The 19,852-nt window shown below is 48.7% G+C and carries 20 protein-coding genes and 1 pseudogene; all 21 read right to left on the bottom strand.

Annotation, left to right across the window (positions count from 1 at the left end; genetic code table 11):
- Positions 1-2: 2 nt before the first annotated feature.
- A complete protein-coding gene (locus MBEAL2_RS07260) occupies positions 3-812 on the bottom strand; it encodes a FliH/SctL family protein (protein ID WP_052947543.1) in 810 nt (269 codons plus the stop codon).
- Positions 805-1,818 carry a flagellar motor switch protein FliG gene (fliG, locus tag MBEAL2_RS07255; RefSeq protein ID WP_047151645.1) on the bottom strand — a complete coding sequence of 338 codons (1,014 nt, stop codon included), beginning with the start codon at positions 1,816-1,818 and terminating at the stop codon, positions 805-807. The genes MBEAL2_RS07260 and fliG overlap by 8 nt, the downstream gene beginning before the upstream one ends.
- Positions 1,819-1,833: 15 nt before the next feature.
- On the bottom strand, positions 1,834-3,423 hold the full coding sequence (gene fliF, locus MBEAL2_RS07250) for a flagellar basal-body MS-ring/collar protein FliF (protein ID WP_047151644.1): 1,590 nt from the start codon (positions 3,421-3,423) through the stop codon (positions 1,834-1,836).
- A gap of 28 nt (positions 3,424-3,451) precedes the next feature.
- A pseudogene (fliE, locus tag MBEAL2_RS07245) lies at positions 3,452-3,759 on the bottom strand (flagellar hook-basal body complex protein FliE).
- 11 nt (positions 3,760-3,770) lie between these two features.
- Complete coding sequence (flgC, locus tag MBEAL2_RS07240; protein WP_047151643.1) at positions 3,771-4,229, bottom strand: flagellar basal body rod protein FlgC; 459 nt, start codon at positions 4,227-4,229, stop codon at positions 3,771-3,773.
- Positions 4,230-4,231: 2 nt separating this feature from the next.
- A complete protein-coding gene (flgB, locus tag MBEAL2_RS07235; RefSeq protein ID WP_047151713.1) occupies positions 4,232-4,633 on the bottom strand; it encodes a flagellar basal body rod protein FlgB in 402 nt (133 codons plus the stop codon).
- Between the two features lie 212 nt (positions 4,634-4,845).
- Positions 4,846-5,625 carry a GTP-sensing pleiotropic transcriptional regulator CodY gene (gene codY, locus MBEAL2_RS07230; protein WP_047151642.1) on the bottom strand — a complete coding sequence of 260 codons (780 nt, stop codon included), beginning with the start codon at positions 5,623-5,625 and terminating at the stop codon, positions 4,846-4,848.
- 23 nt (positions 5,626-5,648) lie between these two features.
- Entirely contained in the window at positions 5,649-7,049 is a 1,401-nt protein-coding gene (gene hslU / locus MBEAL2_RS07225) for an ATP-dependent protease ATPase subunit HslU (RefSeq protein WP_047151641.1), read from the bottom strand.
- Positions 7,050-7,064: 15 nt separating this feature from the next.
- Positions 7,065-7,610 carry an ATP-dependent protease subunit HslV gene (gene hslV / locus MBEAL2_RS07220; protein ID WP_047151640.1) on the bottom strand — a complete coding sequence of 182 codons (546 nt, stop codon included), beginning with the start codon at positions 7,608-7,610 and terminating at the stop codon, positions 7,065-7,067.
- A 25-nt stretch (positions 7,611-7,635) separates the two neighbouring features.
- Complete coding sequence (xerC, locus tag MBEAL2_RS07215; RefSeq protein ID WP_047151639.1) at positions 7,636-8,538, bottom strand: tyrosine recombinase XerC; 903 nt, start codon at positions 8,536-8,538, stop codon at positions 7,636-7,638.
- 48 nt (positions 8,539-8,586) lie between these two features.
- Positions 8,587-9,915 (bottom strand): FADH(2)-oxidizing methylenetetrahydrofolate--tRNA-(uracil(54)-C(5))-methyltransferase TrmFO, encoded by a 1,329-nt coding sequence (gene trmFO, locus MBEAL2_RS07210; protein WP_047151638.1) that lies wholly within the window; start codon positions 9,913-9,915, stop codon positions 8,587-8,589.
- Between the two features lie 8 nt (positions 9,916-9,923).
- Complete coding sequence (gene topA, locus MBEAL2_RS07205) at positions 9,924-12,005, bottom strand: type I DNA topoisomerase (protein ID WP_047151637.1); 2,082 nt, start codon at positions 12,003-12,005, stop codon at positions 9,924-9,926.
- A gap of 77 nt (positions 12,006-12,082) precedes the next feature.
- A complete protein-coding gene (locus MBEAL2_RS33505; protein ID WP_052947540.1) occupies positions 12,083-12,640 on the bottom strand; it encodes a DNA-processing protein DprA in 558 nt (185 codons plus the stop codon).
- Complete coding sequence (locus tag MBEAL2_RS33500; RefSeq protein WP_052947539.1) at positions 12,549-13,190, bottom strand: DNA-processing protein DprA; 642 nt, start codon at positions 13,188-13,190, stop codon at positions 12,549-12,551. Before MBEAL2_RS33500 ends, MBEAL2_RS33505 begins: the two co-directional genes overlap by 92 nt.
- 104 nt (positions 13,191-13,294) lie before the next feature.
- Complete coding sequence (gene sucD / locus MBEAL2_RS07195; protein ID WP_047151636.1) at positions 13,295-14,200, bottom strand: succinate--CoA ligase subunit alpha; 906 nt, start codon at positions 14,198-14,200, stop codon at positions 13,295-13,297.
- Positions 14,201-14,220: 20 nt separating this feature from the next.
- Positions 14,221-15,381: an ADP-forming succinate--CoA ligase subunit beta gene (gene sucC / locus MBEAL2_RS07190; protein ID WP_047151635.1), complete on the bottom strand. Its 1,161-nt coding sequence runs from the start codon at positions 15,379-15,381 to the stop codon at positions 14,221-14,223.
- A gap of 238 nt (positions 15,382-15,619) precedes the next feature.
- On the bottom strand, positions 15,620-15,757 hold the full coding sequence (locus MBEAL2_RS30060; RefSeq protein WP_082129804.1) for a sporulation histidine kinase inhibitor Sda: 138 nt from the start codon (positions 15,755-15,757) through the stop codon (positions 15,620-15,622).
- A 187-nt stretch (positions 15,758-15,944) separates the two neighbouring features.
- Positions 15,945-17,498 (bottom strand): YifB family Mg chelatase-like AAA ATPase, encoded by a 1,554-nt coding sequence (locus tag MBEAL2_RS07185; protein ID WP_236692705.1) that lies wholly within the window; start codon positions 17,496-17,498, stop codon positions 15,945-15,947.
- A 169-nt stretch (positions 17,499-17,667) separates the two neighbouring features.
- The gene (locus MBEAL2_RS07180; protein ID WP_047151633.1) at positions 17,668-18,030 is read right to left on the bottom strand and encodes a YraN family protein; all 363 of its coding nucleotides are present in this window, start codon (positions 18,028-18,030) and stop codon (positions 17,668-17,670) included.
- A complete protein-coding gene (locus MBEAL2_RS07175) occupies positions 18,020-18,295 on the bottom strand; it encodes an EscU/YscU/HrcU family type III secretion system export apparatus switch protein (protein ID WP_047151632.1) in 276 nt (91 codons plus the stop codon). The genes MBEAL2_RS07180 and MBEAL2_RS07175 overlap by 11 nt, the downstream gene beginning before the upstream one ends.
- Positions 18,292-19,809 (bottom strand): TP0910 N-terminal domain-containing protein, encoded by a 1,518-nt coding sequence (locus MBEAL2_RS28980; RefSeq protein WP_052947538.1) that lies wholly within the window; start codon positions 19,807-19,809, stop codon positions 18,292-18,294. The genes MBEAL2_RS07175 and MBEAL2_RS28980 overlap by 4 nt, the downstream gene beginning before the upstream one ends.
- Positions 19,810-19,852 lie beyond the last annotated feature (43 nt).

Below are 19,852 nucleotides of genomic sequence, written 5' to 3'. Positions count from 1 at the left end.
GTTTACTCGCTTCCATTTGTCGTAAGGTCTGCTAACGCCTTTTTGATTTCCTCAAGCTGTGTGTCCACCCTTGCATCAACGCTTCCCAATGAGGTCCGAACCACACACCCGCCTTCGGTTATGGATTCGTCCGGAACAATCAACATCTCGATTTGACTGTCAAGCACCTCAAGCAGTTTACCACGGTTCTCCTGGACGTATTCATAGGCGTCCGGGCTTACCGCTACGCTCAATGATTTGTATTCCTGCGTTTGGGACAGGGCCTTGCGTATGAGAGCAAGCAGATTCTCTTTATCGGCAGCGAGCTGCTCACCGATAATCTTCCTGGCAATACCAAGCGTTAGATCCAGTACAAACGATTCGGCTTCCCCGATAACCGTTCGCTTCATAACCGGAGCTTCTTCGAGAATGGCCCTCGCCTGCTGCAGCGCTAATGAATACTCTTCGTACACCATGCGCTGTCCTTCCTCTTTACCAAGCTCAAGCCCCTGTTGAAACGCCTGCTCCTGCACCTGGGCGCGGACAGCTTCATCCTCCTGCCTTCGCTGCTCCCACCACCATTCAATCTCCTGCCTGGACTCATTCGCCGTTTGTTCCGTTTGCTGAACAGCATCCTGAATGATTTGTTCCGCCTGTTCCTGTGCCTGACGAATGACTTGGTCAACCCCGGTTGAAACCTGTGCATCCATATTTAGCGGAGCATCGCCATCCACCATATTGTCCTCAGGTTCAGCGGGCGCCTGTACCGGATGCTCAATAACACGTTTATTTCCCACTGTGGAATAAGAAGAAGATTTAATAATTCTAGACAATTATTTCATCTCCCCCACCACGGGCAATGATAATCTCACCAGATTCCTCAAGGCGCCTGATCGTTCCGACGATCCGCGTCTGTGCTTCTTCAACATCGCGCAGACGCACCGGTCCCATAAATTCCATCTCTTCTTTAAATGTATCAACCATACGCTTCGACATATTGCGGAATATAACGTTGCGCACCTCTTCGCTGGCAACCTTCAGCGCCAGCATTAAATCAGCATTTTCAATATCACGAATGACGCGCTGGATCGACTTATCATCAAGCGTAACGATATCTTCAAACACAAACATTCTTTTCTTGATTTCTTCCGCAAGTTCAGGGTCCTGGATTTCAAGCGTGTCCAGAATCACACGCTCTGTTCCACGGTCTACGTTATTCAGCACATTTACGACCGCTTCTACCCCGCCTGCCTGCGTGTAATCCTGTACAACGGTAGAAGAGAGCTTCTGTTCTAAAACATGTTCCACCTGGCTGATAACTTCCGGTGATGTGCTGTCCATTAAAGCGATCCTCCTGGCAACCTCAGCCATTCTCTCCTGCGGTAAAGCCGACAGGATAATCGCTGATTGTTCCGGTTCCAAGTAAGAAAGGACAAGGGCAATCGTTTGCGGATGCTCATTTTGAATAAAGTTTAAAATTTGTGCCGGGTCAGCCTTCCTGGCAAAATCAAAAGGCCGAACCTGAAGGTGGGCCGTCAACCGGTTGATAATATCGAATGCTTTCTGCTGGCCCAGCGCCTTCTCAAGGATTTCCTTCGCATAATTAATTCCGCCCTGCGAAATATACTCCTGGGCAACACAAATCTGGTGAAATTCCGTTAAAACCGTATCTTTTTCCGTAATATCTACTTTCCGTACATTCGCAATTTCAAGTGTTAGCTGCTCTATCTCTTCTTCACGCAAATGCTTGAAAACCTGGGCAGATACTTCTGGACCAAGCGAAATGAGAAGAATTGCGGCCTTTTGTCTCCCGCTTAATTCCTTTGCCGGCCTTGCCATGTCCATCCCTCACTTTTATTCATCTGCTAACCATGTGCGAAGCAAGCCGACAAATTCCTCCGGCCGTTGTTTGGCCAATTTTTCCAGCTGCTTGCGCACGATTGCCTCTTCCCCTTCATCGGCATATTCAAGTTCGGGAACTTCAAGCGGCGGAGCCTGCAGCACTTCTTCCTCTTCTTCCTGGTTCCTTCTGCGGCGAACGAGAATAAATGCAATGATACCGGCGATAACAACAAGGCCGATGCCGCCGTAGATCGCGATGTTTCTCCACATGTTATTAGCCGGCTGAGCAACCTGCTGCTTTCCGCTAAACGCCTGTGGGAACACGCTGATTCTGTCGTTAATTTGCTGCTGTGTGAATTGGGTTCCCTGAGAGGAGAGGGAAGCCCGCACCACATTTCCAAGCAATTGCTGAATACGATTCTGCGTGTCCGGAGTAAGGCTCGCCGGCTTTGTCGGATCCGGAGGCTCTACCCCTACATTAATCGTAATATCATCGATTTTGTACGGCTGCCCTACGATATTCTGCTTAACCCGGTTCACTTCACGATTGACCCGGTCCTCTGTTTTTTCGTATTGGCCGTCCCCGGTGCCTGCCGCTCCCGGATAGCCTGGAATTTGTGTTTGGCCCGTCCCGGCGGTTCCGCCAGCCTGGGCGCCTTTTCCACTGTACGTTTCCTGTATCTTCTCAGCGCTGATAATAATACCCTCATTGTTTTGCTTGTCAACAGGTTCGACAAGGTTTTCTTCTCTTTGTGTCTTGTCAAAATTCAGCTTGACGTACGTATATACAAAGACCTTGTCCCGTCCTAAGATCGTGCCAAGCATGTTTTGCAGGTTGCGCTGAATGTCCATTTCTATATCTTTTTTGATTTTTCGCTGTTTTTCGTACTGATCGAGGGCGTAAACATCCCCGTTATCCGTCTGAGGCTCCAGCATTTCGCTGTACTGGTTCATGATCACAATGTTTTCTTTCGGCAAGTTGGGCACGCTTTTGGAAACTAAATTATAAAGGGCATTAATCTGCGGCGCCTCCAGCTGCTTGCCGGGTTCAACATCAACAACAATCGATGCGGTAGCTTTTGATGCCTCTGCGTCCGGACGAATAAATACTTCCTTTGTTGGCATGGTGAGGACAACTTTCGCATCCCGTACGCCATCAACCGTCTTAAGTAAATCCGCAAGCTGTGTCTGCATAGCGTCGCGTTCCACGACATCAAACTGCCTGTCGGTCATGCCCATCCCGATATTCTGGCTGAAAATATCAAGCCGTACACCGTCCCCTTTCGGGATGCCTTTTGCTGTTAAATCGGCCGCCAGGTTATACTTGTCCTTCTCCGGAACAAGAACATTATTCCCCTGGATTTGATACTGCCCTTGATACCCCGAGGCATCAAGCTCCTGTTTAATCTGGGCGACGTCTACTTCGCTCAAGTTTCCGCTGAATAGCGGAACGTAATTCGGCCTTGATGCAATGTAAATAAATAACGACATCGCAATAATAAGAAATGCCGTAGTAGCTCCAATCAACATTCTTTGTTTATTTGAAAAGCGGCCCCAGAATGCTCCGATTCTCTCACGCCACTGCTGTAATCTCTCTTTCATCCTCCACCCCGCCAATGACCATTAATTGCTAAATTTGCATTCTCATAATCTCCTGATAAGCCTCTACCGCTTTGTTGCGGATTTGCAGAGTCATATCCAGGGCAATCGCTGACTTTTGCGAAGCATCATTACTTGATGCAAATCTTGAACCTGGCCTGTAGCAAGCCCCTGATTCATTTTATCCGCAGCGCCCTGCAGTTGGTTTACTTCATTTAGTGCGTTCTTTAAATAGGAAGAAAAAGAACTCGTCACTTCATATGGCGTCGCAACCCCAGGATTGCTTGCCGGTTCCTTTATTGTTTGAATCGGCAACCCTGATATAATTTTATCTATCATTTGTCTTCTCCTTATCTGCCAATTTCCAGAGCTTTTATCGCCATCGCCTTTGCGGCGTTCACTGCGGTTGCGTTTGACTCGTACGCACGCGTCGTTGACATTAAATCCACCATTTCTTTCAGCATATCAACATTCGGCATTGCCACATATCCGTCCGCATTCGCATCCGGGTGTGTCGGGTCATATACATATTTAAAAGGCGTGCTGTCAGGAACAATCTCTGAAACACGAACGCCGGCCGCTTGTGCAGTTCCCGCATTTCCCACCGCTGCCTGCAAAAAGCTGTCAAAGTTGGAATTGGTCTTTGGTTCAACAACCGCCAGCTTACGGCGATAAGGCTGCCATTGCCCGTTGACATATTCACCGCGCGTCGTGTTGGCATTCGAGATATTGCTCGATATTACATCCATACGCAGGCGGTTGGCTGTCAAGGCGGATGCGCTTATATCAAAACTGCCGAATAACCCCATCGCTATTTTCCTCCTCCGATTACGCTGCGCAATTTTGTGAATTGACCGCTTGTTTGCTGAACAAGCGCATTATACCAGAGTTGATTTTTTGCCAGATTGCTCATTTCATAGTCCAAATCTACATTATTATCCGAATTCTGCATGGGGCCCACTGAAGTATCTTTATGTAAACGGGGCATGATATTCTGCATCGACGGGGTCCCAAAAGTAAAATGTTTCGGATCTGTCCGGTACGCGGTAAAGGAGGTGCTGTTTTGATTCAATGCTTTCTGCAGCTCGTCCTCAAAAGATACACTCTCCGACTTATAGTGCGGCGTATCAACATTTGCGATGTTATTGCTGATGGCCTGCTGACGCATCGATGCAGCATCGAGCGCTCTTTCAAAAATCGACAAAGTGGGCATGGTAAGCACGCATTATTCCCCCAATATATAGATAAAACTTGTTCAATAGCTGAATCCTCAACCTACTATATTCCATACTACGACAAAATCTCCTGCATATTCGACAAATATACACAATTTAATTAACGATCTTATATTAGCAGATTGCAGTAAATGAACAAAGCCCTATCTTAAAGATAGGGCTAATTTACCGAACAAGTATTTTAACGTGTTTACGAAGTCTTTAATTTTTCTAATTCAGGCAGCAGCTTCTCATTCAAAATCTTAATGTATGTTCCCTTCATCCCAAGCGAACGAGACTCAATGACACCTGCGCTTTCCAGCTTACGAAGCGCATTGACAATCACGGAACGCGTAATCCCTACCCTGTCTGCAATTTTACTTGCAACGAGCAAGCCCTCCCTGCCATCCAGTTCTTCAAAAATATGTTCAACCGCCTCCAGCTCGCTGTAGGACAGAGAGCCAATCGCCATCTGTACGACTGCCTTGCTGCGCGCTTCCTGTTCAATCTCTTCCGCCCGTTCTCTCAGAATTTCCATTCCGACTACGGTAGCCCCTACTTCAGCCAGAACTAAATCGTCATCCGTAAATTTTTCGTTTACGCGGGCAAGTATGAGTGTGCCGAGACGATCCCCTCCGCCGATAACGGGTACAACCGTTGTTAAGGCATTTTTGAATAAATCTTTCATCTCAACCGGGAATGCAGTATATGGGCTTTCAATATCAAGGTTTGCAGACGTTTCGTCCACCCGCAGGAGCTGGGTGCTGTAATCTCCCGGAAAACGCTTCTCTTCCAGCATTTTACGAATGCGTTCATTATCCACTTCCTGCGCGATCGCGTGGCCAAGAATTTTTCCTTTGCGGCTGAGAACGAAAATGTTGGCTCCAATGATTTCGCTTAGTACCTCAGCCATCTCCATAAAGTTTACAGGGTGTCCTGCCGTTTTTTGCAGCAAGCGGTTAATGCGTCGTATTTTTGCAAGTAAGTCCATTGTTGTAAATCCTCCTTCATTTTCTATAATATATAACGGCTTAAATCGCGATCTTCCACAATGTCTTTGAGTTTCTCTTTCACATACTCAGGTGTAATTAAAATTTTCTCCAAGTTAATATCGGATGCCTCAAATGATAAATCTTCAAGCAATTTTTCAAGAATTGTATGTAATCTTCTGGCTCCGATATTATCTGTGTTTTGATTCACCTCAGTTGCGAGTGCCGCGATCTCCCTAACAGCTTCGTCAGAAAATTCAACTTTTATTCCTTCCGTCTCTAAGAGCGCGGTGTATTGTTTAATTAGGGCATTTCTCGGTTCCGTAAGGATGCGGATAAAATCCTCCACCCGCAGGCTTCCCAGTTCCACACGAATCGGGAAACGTCCCTGCAATTCGGGGATTAGATCCGAAGGCTTCGCCATGTGAAAAGCACCCGCGGCGATGAACAGGACGTAGTCTGTTTTCACAGGGCCGTATTTCGTTATCACGGTCGAACCTTCTACAATCGGTAAAATATCGCGCTGTACCCCTTCCCGGGACACTTGCGCCGAATTGGATTCCTTGCCCGCGATTTTATCAATCTCGTCGATAAAAATAATGCCTGATTGCTCTGCCCGCTGTACAGATTCCTGCATCACTTCATCCATATCGATGAGCTTCTGTGCCTCTTGAATTACGAGTACTTTTCTCGCTTCACGGACAGGCAGCTTGCGGTTCTTCATTTTTTTGGGCATGAAATTCCCAAGCATCTCTTGCATATTAATACCCATTTGTTCAATTCCTGAACCCGAAAACATATCCAGCATCGAAGGTGCGGCATCCTCTACTTCGATTTCAACGACCGTGTCCTCCAGCTGGCCCATCGCAAGCTGGTGAGCAACCTGCCGTCTTTCCTGGGACAGAGAAAGTTCTTCGGAATCAGGGGATTGCGAGGTCTGATTCGCTTCCTGGTTGCCAAAAAACATCTCAAGCGGGTTTTTAAACGATTTGTTTGCTTTTTTACCAGGCACGAGGACGTGAACAAGCCGTTCATTCGCCATCGCTTCGGCTTTATCTTTTACCTCTTCGGTCTTTTCCGCCTTTACAATTCGAACGGCCGTTTCCACGAGATCGCGCACCATCGATTCCACGTCTCTTCCGACATAACCTACCTCGGTAAACTTGGTAGCTTCTACTTTAATGAAAGGAGCACCGGTCAGTTTGGCCAGACGCCGGGCAATCTCTGTTTTCCCGACTCCCGTTGGCCCAATCATTAAAATGTTTTTCGGGACAATTTCGTCCTTCATATCTTCCGGAAGCAAATTTCTTCTATATCGGTTGCGAAGCGCAATGGCAACCGCCCGCTTCGCCTCTTTCTGGCCGACAATGAAGTGATCCAGCTGCTCAACAATTTGTCTGGGAGTTAAACGTTCCGTATTTTTCAAAGCACTTCCCCCCGGTTAGTCGATTTCTTCCACTACAAGGTTATGATTCGTATACACACAAATATCCGCGGCTGTCGTAAGCGCCGCTGTCGCCATTTCTTTGGCTGTCAGTGAAGGAGCATGCTGCTTGAGCGCCCTTCCGGCGGCCAGCGCGTAATTGCCGCCGGATCCGATTGCAAGAATCCCATCATCCGGTTCAATAATTTCCCCATTTCCGGAAATGAGCAGCATATTATCCTTATTCATCACAATCATCAGAGCTTCCAGCCGGCGCAAAACCTTGTCTAAACGCCAGTCTTTTGCAAGTTCTACAGCAGCCCGCTGCAAATTACCGTGATACTCTTCAAGCTTCGCCTCGAACTTCTCAAATAGCGTAATCGCATCTGCAACAGACCCGGCAAACCCGGCCACTACCTGCCCATGGTATAACCTTCTGACTTTCTTCGCTGTTTGTTTCATAACAACCGCATTGCCAAAAGTTACCTGGCCATCACCCGCCATTGCCGCACTTCCGTTATGTTGAACAGCAAAAATAGTTGTCGCATGGAAAGACATTTCCATTACATCGCCTCCGTTATGTATATCACTATGCCCGCGGATGAGCCTGATTGTATACCATACGCAATCGTTCCTTCGTTACATGCGTGTAAATCTGCGTTGAAGAAATATTAGAGTGACCCAGCATTTCCTGCACGCTTCGCAAATCGGCGCCATTGTCGAGCAAATGCGTCGCAAACGTATGGCGGAATGTGTGCGGGCTTACTTTCAAGAGCTCACTCGCCTGTTCGACATACTTGTTAATCATACGCCTCACGCTGCGATCGGTCAGCGGTTCTCCCCGCGCGTTCAAGAACAGAATGTCCGTTCGATTTTCCTTAAGAAGTGCCGGCCTTGCGTGCTGTATGTATTTCTTATACGCTTCAATGGCATACTTGCCAAGCGGAACATAACGCTCCTTCGCTCCTTTACCAAAAACAAGCGCAGTGCCAATGATCATATCAATCGAGCGAACCGTTAGGCCTGCCAGTTCAGACACGCGCATCCCGCTGCCGTATAACACTTCTAAAATGGTTCGATCGCGCATCCCGAGGTGTTTCGTTTCATCCGGAAGGCTTAGAAGCATTTCCACTTCCTTCGGGTACAGAAACGAAGGGAGGCGCTTCTCGATTTTAGGGGTTGAAACCATTTTAAACGGGTTGCTGTCAAGGTATTCCTCGCGCATAAGAAACCGGTAAAAGCTGCGCAGGCTTGAGAGCTTTCTTGCAATCGAACGGCGGGAATACTGTTTCTCGTTCAATGAAGAAAGGTATGCACGCACATGAACATAAGAAACAGCAGCATAGTCCGAGACAGCATGCTGCTTCATAAATTCCATAAAGGCAAGTATGTCCTTCTCATAGTTTATTATTGTAAGAGGTGAAGCGTTTTTCTCTATCTGCAGGTATTGTTTAAAGAGCAGAAGCATCGAATCAGGCTGCGAACCGTCCATTCTTTTACCTCCCTCACCGAGCAAATCAATAGTAACATATCCCATCCGTTAACTGCAACTTAAATTGTGGATGTTTCGAGAAAAATTCTGAATCTTATCAAGGGCTCGCTGCGCGTATTGTTCGTACCGTTCTTTTTTATTGCGTATTTTCTTTTCCAGAGGCGGAAATAACCCGAAATTGGCGTTCATTGGCTGGAAGCTATCCGGATTCGCGGTCGTAATATAGTGCGCCATACTGCCCATTGCTGTTTCTTTAGGGAATTCTACGGATTCAAGCCCGCGCGCGAGCCGCCCTGCATTAATGCCCGCAATCAAACCGGAGGCGGCGGATTCGACGTACCCCTCTACTCCTGTCATCTGCCCGGCAAAGAACAGGTCATCCCGGTCTCTGTATTGATACGAGGGGCGCATCAGCCGCGGAGAGTTAATAAACGTATTGCGATGGATGACGCCGTAGCGGACGATTTCCGCGTTTTCCAGCCCCGGAATCATTTGAAAGACCCGTTTTTGTTCCGGCCACTTCAGATGGGTTTGAAAACCTACGATATTATACAGGGTACCCGCACTGTTATCCTGCCGCAATTGAACGACGGCAAACGGCTGTTTGCCGGTTCGGGGATCCGTAAGGCCAACCGGCTTCATCGGTCCGAACAGCATCGTCTGTTTCCCGCGTTTTGCCATGACTTCAATGGGCATGCAGCCTTCGAAAAACACTTCCTTCTCAAATTCCTTGAGCGCAACCTCTTCCGCTGTTATAAGCGCCTCATAGAAAGCATCGAACTCTTCTTCGTTCATAGGGCAATTCAGGTAAGCCGCTTCTCCTTTGTCGTAACGTGAAGCGAGAAACACTTTATCCATGTTGATCGTTTCTTTATCGAGTATCGGTGCCGCAGCGTCATAGAAATAAAGGTATTCCTGGCCTGTCAGCCCTTTTAAGCAATTGGACAGGTCAGGGGACGTAAGCGGACCTGTCGCAATGATGACAATTCCATCCGGGATTTCCGTTATTTCTTCATTGCGTACCTCAATCCGCGGATGATTGCGAATACGGTCCGTCACCGCCTCGGCGAACTCGTGCCGGTCAACGGCAAGCGCTCCCCCGGCCGGTACCGCGCAATCATCTGCAGCATCGATAATAATCGAAGAAAAACGGCGCATCTCTTCTTTTAAAATCCCGACTGCATTGGTTAACGAATTCGCGCGCAGGGAGTTGCTGCAGACGAGTTCCGCGAACTTGTCGGTATGGTGCGCCGGCGTCTGTCTAACCGGGCGCATTTCATAAAGAGTGACCTCAACTCCCTGCTCTGCAATTTGCCAGGCCGCTTCACTTCCCGCAAGCCCGGCTCCAACGACTGTTACTTTCTTCATTGCTGTCATGCTCCTTCTTATGTTGTTTCTTCTTCGTAATCACAAACCGCACAGTTCACGGTTGTTCCCTTACCTTTGCTTTTGCCCTTCTTTTCAACGAGCATATTCTCACACTTCGGACATTTGCGCGGCAGCGGTTTGTCCCAGGAAACAAAATCACATTCCGGGTAGCGGTTGCACCCGTAAAACACCCGGTTCTTCTTGCTCTTCCGTTCTACGATTTGGCCTTCCGCACACTTCGGGCAGCTCACCCCGACTTCTTTTACAATCGCCATCGTGTTGCGGCAATCAGGAAAAGAGGAGCAGGCGAGAAACTTTCCGTACCGTCCCATTTTGTAAACCATCGGGCTTCCGCATTTATCGCAGGCAATATCGGACACTTCGTCTTCAATTTCCACTTCCTGCATATGCTGCTCCGCTACTTCAAGCCGCTTGGCAAACCCGCTGTAAAAGCCTTGAAGCACTTCAGACCAGCGGGCTTTCCCCTCTTCGATATGGTCCAGGTCATCTTCCATCTTTGCGGTAAACTCGGTGTCCAGAATTTCCGGGAAGAATTCTTCCATTAACCCGATGACAATCTCCCCGAGCTCAGTAGGCACGAAACGGCGCTCCTGCATTGCTACGTATCCGCGCTTCTGGATTGTATCAAGCGTTGGTGCATACGTGCTTGGCCTTCCGATACCTAGTTCCTCAAGCGTTTTAACGAGCCTTGCCTCTGAGTAGCGGGGCGGCGGCTGGGTAAAGTGCTGCTTCGGTTCTATTTCGCTAAGCTTAGGCTTCTGCCCCTCAACGAGAGGAGGAAGCATTTTATCGTCTTCCTTCTGGGCATCATCGGTTCCCTCTACGTACACCTTCATAAAACCCGGAAATTTGACCTGTGAACCGTTGGCGCGAAATTTTGCGCCCTCCACATCAATGTCCGCTGTTACGGTGTCAAGCACGGCTGCAGCCATCTGGCTTGCAATAAAGCGCTCCCAAATAAGCCGGTATAGCTTTAATTGATCACGCGACAGATATTCTTTTAAAGAGCCGGGATCTTTATTTATCAGCGTCGGGCGGATGGCTTCATGGGCATCCTGTGCCTTTTCTTTCTTGCTGAATTGTCTTGGCTCCGTCAAAGCATAGGCATCTCCGTATTCCTCGGAAATGTAGTTCTTCGCTTCTTCCTGCGCAAGGGGAGACAGTCTTGTCGAGTCCGTTCTCATATACGTAATGAGACCTACTGTTCCTTCTTTTCCGATATCGATTCCCTCATACAGCTGCTGGGCAACCATCATGGTCTTCGCTGCCCGGAAGTTTAACTTTCTGGCTGCCTCCTGCTGCAGAGAGCTTGTCGTAAACGGAGCGGCCGGGTTGCGTCTGCGTTCCCGCTTTTTCAATTCAACTACAGTATATTCACCGTTTTTTATTTTAGCCAGGAGCTGATTGACTTCCTCTTCCGAATGGAGTTCTGTTTTTTCATTATTATAGCCATAAAACTTAGCCTCAAAGCCTTCTTCCCCCGCTAGGAGGTGCGCGGTCACTGACCAGTATTCTTCAGGGATAAAGGCGTTAATCTCTTTCTCGCGGTCAATGATTAACTTGACGGCCACTGACTGCACACGTCCAGCGCTTAACCCCTTCTTCACCTTCTTCCAGAGAAGCGGAGAAATGTTGTAACCGACAAGCCGGTCAAGGATCCGCCGCGTTTGCTGGGCGTTTACACGATCCATGTCAATTTTTCTCGGATGTTTAAACGCTTCTTTGACCGCCTGCTTCGTAATTTCATTGAACACAACACGGCATGCTTTCTCTTCGTCTATATTCAAACTGTGGGCCAGATGCCAGGCAATCGCTTCCCCCTCACGATCCGGGTCAGCGGCAAGATAGATGTTTTTTACCTTTTTCGACGCATCGCGCAATTCTTTCAGTACATCGCCTTTTCCACGGATCGTTATGTACTTGGGCTCGAATCCGTCTTCCACATCTACACCCATTTGACTTTTAGGCAAGTCCCTCACATGGCCCATCGATGCTTTCACAATATATTTCTTACCGAGATATTTCCCGATTGTCTTCGCCTTTGCGGGAGACTCTACTATTACAAGCGAATCTGCCAAGCATGTTTCCCCCTTTTGGATGAAAAAGAATTCCTCCTATTATTTCTTACTTCCCTCTGGTTTGTCAAACAGCCGTGCTAGGGAGTAATGCGAACATATGCAGGCCCCGGCAGCTGCATGATTAGTTTTTTTACTTGCAACGATAACAGAATATAGTGCAAATAGGAAGAAGAAAATGAGGTTCGACACAAAACTTCTTCATACGACACCGGTTCCCACTGTATGGCTTCAAGGACAATGGACTCCTCCTTCGTAGCACGGCCGGACGCATTTGTACTTTCGGTCCCATTTATACTTTCATTTGTACCCGAAACGGTATCAGGATATTCTGACAGCACATCATCAATATTTTGTACCAATTTTGCCCCCTGCTGAATCAGCCAGTGGCAGCCCGCGCTTTTCGGAGAATGAATGGAACCGGGAACAGCAAATACGTCTCTTCCCTGGTCCCCGGCAAAATCGGCTGTAATAAGAGAGCCGCTGCGCGAAGCTGCTTCGACTACAATCGTCCCGCGCCCAAGTCCGCTTATAATGCGGTTTCTTTCAGGGAAGAAGCCTTTTTGCGGAACTGTCCCCGGTGCGTACTCCGAGAGCAGGAGCCCCTGGTCTTTTATTTTTTTCGGCGAGCTTTTCATTTTCTTTCGGATAGATCTGGTCGATACCGCAGCCAAGCACCGCAATCGTAACCCCATTTGCTTCAACGGCGCCCCGATGAGCCTCGCCGTCAATTCCTCTCGCCAGCCCGGAGATGGCCGCCCACTTTCTTTTCGCCAACTCCATCCCAAACTGCCTGGCAATGTTTTTGCCATAAACGGTTGGGTTTCGGGTTCCGACCAGAGCAATGGCCGGCATCGATAAAGACTCAAGCTTTCCCATAGCATACAGCAGTTCGGGAGGATCTGCAATTTCCCGGAGCCAAGCAGGGTATTCCGCATCGTTATATGCAAGCAGATGAATCTTGCGTTTGGTAAGCCATTCATATTTTTCTTTGCCGCTCTCAAGGGAAAAATCTCCCTTTATCTGTTCCGCTATCGTATTTGTTACACCGAGCCGTTCCTGTATTTCTCTTACATGCCAGGTCGAAAACCCGGCTGTCCACCCACCTTTCCTCGCTCTTCGCAGCGCCTTTCTCCCTACACCATCGAGTCCGGCGAGCGCCAATAAACCGTATTTGCTGTTTCCCATCTTCACTCCCCTTTCCCCATTAATTTCTACGCTTATCTGGGATTTCCTTCCAGTATATGATGACAAAAAAAGAAGCGCTGCAAGAGCACTTCTTTCTCCTCTATCTACTTCACTGTTTTACAAACATCGAGCAATCCGCGCTCGATGAGGGCATTGATCATCGTTACACCCATTTCTGAAGGTGTCTTGGCAACAGGAATACCACATGCTTCCATCGTTCTAATCTTCTCAGCGGCTGTTCCTTTCCCGCCGGAAATGATAGCACCAGCATGTCCCATGCGCTTTCCTGGAGGTGCTGTTTGTCCGCCAATGAAGCCGACAACCGGTTTCTTCATGTTCGCTTTCACCCATTCAGCCGCCTCTTCTTCCGCAGTACCGCCAATTTCGCCGATCATGATGACCGCTTCTGTATCCGGGTCTTCATTAAACAGCTTCAGGCAGTCGATAAAGTTCGTCCCGTTTACAGGGTCTCCACCAATACCGACAGCCGTGGATTGTCCGATTCCATTCGTAGTCAGCTGATGCACAGCTTCATATGTAAGGGTTCCGGAACGGGAAACGATGCCCACTTTACCAGGAGCATGGATATATCCGGGCATAATCCCGATTTTACTTTCCCCTGGTGTAATAACGCCCGGACAGTTTGGCCCGATAAGACGGGTTCTGCTGCCTTCCATGTAGCGTTTTACTTTTACCATATCAAGAACAGGGATTCCTTCTGTAATACATACCACAAGATCAAGATCTGCGTCTACCGCTTCCATGATAGAATCGGCCGCGAAAGCCGGTGGAACATAAATAACCGATGCATTCGCGCCTGTTTCTCTTACCGCCTGGACAACTGTATCGAAAACCGGGAAACCTTCAACTTCTGTGCCGCCTTTTCCCGGTGATGTACCGCCAACCATTTGCGTACCGTATTCACGGCAGCCTTTCGCATGGAATAAACCTGTCGCACCCGTAATACCCTGGGTAATGACTTTTGTGTCTTTATTAATAAGAATACTCATAACTCTCCAGTCCCACCTTTCTATTTCACCAAGGAAACAATTTTTTCGGCACCGTCTGCCATGGATTCTGCTGCAACGATATCTAAACCGGATTCATTCAGAATCTTTTTACCAAGGTCAACATTTGTACCTTCGAGACGAACAACGAGCGGACGGTTAAGCTGAACCTGCTTCGCAGCCTCAACAACACCCTCTGCGATAACGTCGCACTTCATAATACCGCCAAAGATATTGATAAAGATACCTTTTACGTTTTCATCGGAAAGAATAAGCTTGAAGGCTGCTGCAACTTTTTCAGCTGTAGCACCGCCGCCCACATCAAGGAAGTTGGCCGGGTTTCCGCCATAATGCTTAATGATGTCCATTGTTGCCATAGCAAGGCCTGCACCGTTAACCATACAGCCGATGTTTCCATCAAGCGCGATATAGTTAAGGTCATAGTTAGACGCTTCGATTTCTTTCGGATCTTCTTCATCGAGGTCACGAAGCTGTACAATATCCTGGTGGCGATAAAGCGCATTCGAGTCGAAATTTAACTTGGCGTCAAGCGCCATCACATTGCCGTCTCCCGTTACAACAAGCGGATTGATTTCGGCAATCGAACAGTCTTTGTCAACAAACGCCTGATAAAGGCTCAGCATGAACTTCGCTGCTTTATTTACAAGGTTTTTCGGAATATTGATTGAAAAAGCGAGTCTTCTTGCCTGGAACGCCTGCAGGCCAACCGCCGGATCAACAACTTCTTTGAAGATTTTCTCCGGTGTTTTCTCAGCCACTTCTTCGATTTCCGTACCGCCTTCTTCTGAAGCCATCATAACCACGCGGTTCGTGTTGCGGTCTACTACGATTCCAACATAGTATTCTTTCTGAATATCGCATCCTTCTTCAATAAGAAGGCGCTTTACTTCTTTTCCTTCAGGGCCTGTCTGATGTGTGACAAGCGTTTTTCCGAGGATTTCCTGCGCGTATGTACGGACCTCGTCCAAATTCTTCGCGATTTTTACGCCGCCCGCTTTTCCACGGCCACCGGCATGGATTTGCGCTTTGACTACATATACATTTGAATCCAGAGTTTTTGCTGCTTCAACCGCTTCGTTTACCGTAAAAGCTACTTTTCCGTTCGGCACAGCAACGCCGTACTGTTTAAGTATCTCTTTACCTTGATACTCATGGATATTCATTCTCCATCCTCCTAACCAAGATTTCCATAAAATAAACGCATTACGCTTATCTAGTGTAAGCTATTCTGCGCATTCAGTATAGCTTATTCGGCATGGTTCGGCAAATACCTGCCGATTTTTTTAAATTTTTCCACAACACTCGTTACCCTGTCCTGTGATTTCTGCACGAAAAAAGGGGCTGCGTACAAAAATAAAGAGACAGAAGTCAATCCTTCTACCCCGGATTTTTTCTGTCTCATTAATTGTATTGAGAAGGAACAAGCAAAGCCCGCTTCGCTATTTCATCCTCCAGCAATGCGATAAAATCATTTTCTAATTGCAACTTTACAGCTTTGCAGTAGGCATCCAGCAACGTTTCGTCTGAGAGTAATTTCATTCAAGTACCCTCCCTGCTACTTAATTATGATAATTATAATATTCAGACGAAGCTAGAACAATGACTCCCTATCCACAGCCATCTGTTAATAACATGTGCACATCATATTCGAATCCTTTATACGGTAAGGGAAAAATCTGTAGATAAACTTATCCACAGAAAACGCTGTCGAAAACTTTTTCTTTCGTCATTTTTTGCAATAGATCTGCTCAAGTGTCCGGTACTGAATCGCTTCAGCAATATGGGATTCATCGATATCCTTGCATTGTTCTAAATCAGCTATCGTTCGGGCAAGCTTCAAAATTTTATCGTATGAGCGGTGGCTAATCCCTAGTGCTTGATACAGGGAAGAGACCCATTTCTTTACGGGTGGCGAAAGAGGGATGTACCGCTCGATCCACTGTCCCTCCAATTCCGCGTTAAAACGGAAGGGAGTGTTTTTATACCTCTCCTGCTGCCTCCCCCTTGCCTCTATAATCCGCTCTTTCATTTGCCGGGATGTAAAGGACGAACCGGCTTGAAATTGCTCTGCAGGTACGCGCGGAACTTCCACCTGCACGTCGATTCTATCAACGAGGGGACCCGATATTTTTCTGCGGTACTGCTTTATTTGGTGCGGGGTGCAAGTACATTCATGTGAGGGCGTCTCGAAGCCGGAATACCCGCACGGACACGGATTAAACGCGGACAGGAGCAGAAATCGGCTGGGGAAGACCAGCTTTGCGCCGCTTCGAACGATCGTTATGTTCCCCTCCTCCATCGGCTGACGCAGCACCTCCAGTACGGATCGGGGAAACTCTGCCGCTTCATCGAGAAAGAGGACTCCGCAATGGGATAAGCTTATTTCACCCGGTCTCGGCTGCGTGCCCCCTCCCGTCATAGCGGCAGGCGTAACGGAGAAGTGCGGCGCACGGTAGGGTGCCAGCATCTCCTGCCCCCATCGCTCCCGCTGCATGCCTGCCGCACTGTATATCGTGCTGACAGTAAGAGACTCCTCTTCACTTAACGGCGGAAGAATCGTCCGAAAACGCCGGGCCATCATTGTTTTTCCTGTTCCCGGCGGCCCCATCATCAGCATATGGTGAAAGCCGGCGGCCGCTACCTCAAACGCGCGCTTTACGTGGGTCTGTCCCTTTACATCACTAAAGCAGTACGTATCAGGCACAGTATGTATGCGCCCGTTTTTATTCGGTCCACACACGAAAGGGAGAGAATCCATGGGTTTCTCAAAACAATCGACGCATTCTTTTAACGTCCGGATTCGCAAGATCGGCAGACGGGCCCGTTCTGCATCCTCCTTGCAATCGTATGGGATAACAACCCCGACGAGCCCTTGCTCCTTCGCCGCCAAAATCATCGGTAAAATTCCATGAATCGGCCGAAGTTTTCCTTCTAAAGACAACTCCCCGAGAAACAGCCAGCCGGCCATTTCGTTTTTTATTTTTATCTGGCTGCTTGCAAGCAAAATCCCAATCGCAATGGCACAATCAAGCATGGAACCCGCCTTACGAACGTCGGCAGGCGCAAGATTGATCGTTATTTTCTGCGCGGGAAATGAAAAACCGCTGTTCTTTATCGCTGCCCGTACCCGGTCTCTAGCTTCTTTTACAGAGGACGCAGCAAGCCCGCTCACCTCAAAGTACGGCAGCCCGTTTGATATATCCACCTCGACCTCCACACATACACCTTCAATACCGAGTACAGTTGCACTGTAAGCACAAGCAAACATGGGCGCTCTCATTCCTTTTTTATCCATAATACCATATTTTTACATATAATGTAAAAAAAATAACCTGCCGGGGAGCAGGTTATCATGAAGGAGGTGTTACACGTCGAGTACTATACAATATGCGTGAATAAAAGCCAGAGTGTTGGACATGTGCCCGGGTTTTTCAAAAAGGGGCGGATGTTTAGAAAGCGGAGGGGATATGGAGGATTTCAGGGCTGGCCTGCCGGTACGTTATAATGACCGCATCGAAGCGAATGCTTGCGGCATACTCTTCTCGCCACCTCATGTACGCAAGTGCGGTTTCCCGGATTTTGTTCTGCTTTGCCCGCGTAATAGATTCACCACCATGCCCGAAGGAATGGCTCCTTCTTGTTTTCACCTCAATAAACACAAGGGTGTTTGTATCCCGCATAATTAAATCGATTTCACCTGTCCGGGTGCGGAAATTAGCGGCCTCCAGCTGGAATCCAATGCTTTCGAGATAGCGGCAGGCGAGCTCTTCCCCTTCACGTCCCAGCTTCTTCCTTGCGTATTTATCCGCCATTTTGCTTCTCTCTTTGATCAGTCTGATACACAAAGGCAAGAATTTCAGCAACAACCTGGTACAGCTGGGCAGGGATTTGTTCATTGAGCTCGAGCTTGGCAAGAACTTCAACAAGAGAAGGATCCTCCTGAATCGGAACGAGGTTTTCCCTGGCTTTTTCGAGAATGGTTTCCGCCATATGCCCCTGTCCCTTTGCGATAACCCTCGGCGCCTCTCCCTCCTTTGGATTATAACGAAGCGCCACGGCATTTTTCCGCTGATTCATATGCGTAAATCAACCCCCTTGTAATTTACAAGACTTGACGAAGAGGCGGGATACGGCGCGCCTGCTGTCGGTTTTCCGGCAGCGGACTCCTGGCCGGGAAGCGGGAGCACACGCATGCCGGAGAGGCGATACCCCTGTTCATCCAATTTAGCCTCCAGTGAAGAACGCAAAGCCTGAACGATGGCGGGCAGCTTCTGCTGATTATTATACAGGCTGACAGAGAGGATTTTGTTTACGATCGATACATCAAGCATCGTCTCTCCGATGTTCTGCATCGACAGATAGAAAAAGAGCCGGCAATTGTCAGGGTCAAGTTCCCCCTGGGCTTTTTTTCTCGATTCAATCTGAATTAATGCGTTTTCCCCTTCCTTCTGTCCGGGGATAGGCAGCTGTATTGCAACCTGCACAAAGGCAGAGTTGTTGTCTCCTGCCAGCATGAGCTGTTGGCCTGTCAACTGCTGGACCATGTGCTCTAACTGTTCCCGGCTGCCCTGGTGCAGACTATTTACGTCAGGGCTTTGCAGCACTTGAAGCAGCGCCGATTTAACATTTTCCATCCGTACGGTGTCCGCCTGATTTATAGTGGCGGCCCCCTCCAAGATTTGACGTTCATGCTGAAGTCCGAGCCGGTTAAACAACTCCAGGACGGCGTTCTTTGCCTTCCCGCCTGCATCCCGGGCTATTTCTATATCGGCAGCGTTTTTCGCCAGGCCTGGGATTTCGTCCGTCCCTTCGCTTCTGCCCGCCTGCTGGGCAGGCAGCGTTGTTTGAGCCTTATCAGGGAGATAATTTGCCGGGTCCTGAGCCGGCACCGGGGCTGAGGATGATAGCATGGATGTCCACCGTTCGGCAGCGGCTTTTGCCCCTCCCAGCTGCATCACAAGCTGTTTCAACTGGTCGCGAAAAGCAGGGGGCATATCCTTCTTCGGATCGGCCAGCGCCTGCTGCAGCGTCTCAGTCAGCTTCCCCAGGCCGGTCTCCATATTCTGGCCGCCGTAAAAAGCCCGGACGGAGAGCACCGTGTCTTTTGTGACCGGGAGACCCTTCTTAAAAACGAGCAGGGCCGCGTCGATTGTCTCCTTATCCCCGCCAGCTTCTCCAATAACATCCTGAAGAAGCCGCATCGACTCCGGGCGGAGCGGAATTTTCTCGTCCAGTGCTCTCTGCAGCAGGGACAAACCTTCTTTGCTTACCTGTGAACCAATCGCTTTAGCCAGTCCCTCAATGCTCGGATCAGCCGCTTCCGCTGATTTCCCTGGCTGGCTAATCACCTTAAGTGTAACCGGGTTTCCTCCCGGCTGCACCTGAAGCCACGTCTTCTGTCCGAGCTCAAGTGCGGTCTCCAGCCGGGCTGTTACGGTTAGTCCGCCTAACTGTACGGTAGCCAGGTTGTCGGGAAACAGCTTCAGTACGGTTCCGCGGAAAATCTGTCCCGGCTGCAGTTCAATTTGCGGAACATTTACCGATGAAGCTGTCTGCCCCATTAAATAATTAACAATTGACCCGGGTATCATATCCCCTCTCCTCCCTTGATTCCATTCTTATTCGCTTTTTCTT

The organism is Aneurinibacillus tyrosinisolvens (assembly GCF_001015055.1).
Taxonomy (GTDB): Bacteria; Bacillota; Bacilli; order Aneurinibacillales; family Aneurinibacillaceae; genus Aneurinibacillus_A; species Aneurinibacillus_A tyrosinisolvens.
The sequence above is the reverse complement of the archived record's forward strand: the minus strand, read 5'-3'. Positions and strand labels throughout refer to the sequence as shown.

Coding starts and splice junctions, on each gene's coding strand:
- fliG (WP_047151645.1), bottom strand. CDS start 1,818: ATGGCAAGGCCGGCAAAGGAATTAAGCGGGAGACAAAAGGCCGCAATT.
- fliF (WP_047151644.1), bottom strand. CDS start 3,423: ATGAAAGAGAGATTACAGCAGTGGCGTGAGAGAATCGGAGCATTCTGG.
- flgC (WP_047151643.1), bottom strand. CDS start 4,229: ATGGGGTTATTCGGCAGTTTTGATATAAGCGCATCCGCCTTGACAGCC.
- flgB (WP_047151713.1), bottom strand. CDS start 4,633: ATGCCCACTTTGTCGATTTTTGAAAGAGCGCTCGATGCTGCATCGATG.
- codY (WP_047151642.1), bottom strand. CDS start 5,625: ATGGACTTACTTGCAAAAATACGACGCATTAACCGCTTGCTGCAAAAA.
- hslV (WP_047151640.1), bottom strand. CDS start 7,610: ATGGAAATGTCTTTCCATGCGACAACTATTTTTGCTGTTCAACATAAC.
- xerC (WP_047151639.1), bottom strand. CDS start 8,538: ATGGACGGTTCGCAGCCTGATTCGATGCTTCTGCTCTTTAAACAATAC.
- trmFO (WP_047151638.1), bottom strand. CDS start 9,915: ATGACAGCAATGAAGAAAGTAACAGTCGTTGGAGCCGGGCTTGCGGGA.
- MBEAL2_RS33505 (WP_052947540.1), bottom strand. CDS start 12,640: ATGAAAAGCTCGCCGAAAAAAATAAAAGACCAGGGGCTCCTGCTCTCG.
- MBEAL2_RS33500 (WP_052947539.1), bottom strand. CDS start 13,190: ATGGGAAACAGCAAATACGGTTTATTGGCGCTCGCCGGACTCGATGGT.
- sucD (WP_047151636.1), bottom strand. CDS start 14,200: ATGAGTATTCTTATTAATAAAGACACAAAAGTCATTACCCAGGGTATT.
- sucC (WP_047151635.1), bottom strand. CDS start 15,381: ATGAATATCCATGAGTATCAAGGTAAAGAGATACTTAAACAGTACGGC.
- MBEAL2_RS30060 (WP_082129804.1), bottom strand. CDS start 15,757: ATGAAATTACTCTCAGACGAAACGTTGCTGGATGCCTACTGCAAAGCT.
- MBEAL2_RS07185 (WP_236692705.1), bottom strand. CDS start 17,498: ATGAGAGCGCCCATGTTTGCTTGTGCTTACAGTGCAACTGTACTCGGT.
- MBEAL2_RS07180 (WP_047151633.1), bottom strand. CDS start 18,030: ATGGCGGATAAATACGCAAGGAAGAAGCTGGGACGTGAAGGGGAAGAG.
- MBEAL2_RS07175 (WP_047151632.1), bottom strand. CDS start 18,295: ATGAATCAGCGGAAAAATGCCGTGGCGCTTCGTTATAATCCAAAGGAG.
- MBEAL2_RS28980 (WP_052947538.1), bottom strand. CDS start 19,809: ATGATACCCGGGTCAATTGTTAATTATTTAATGGGGCAGACAGCTTCA.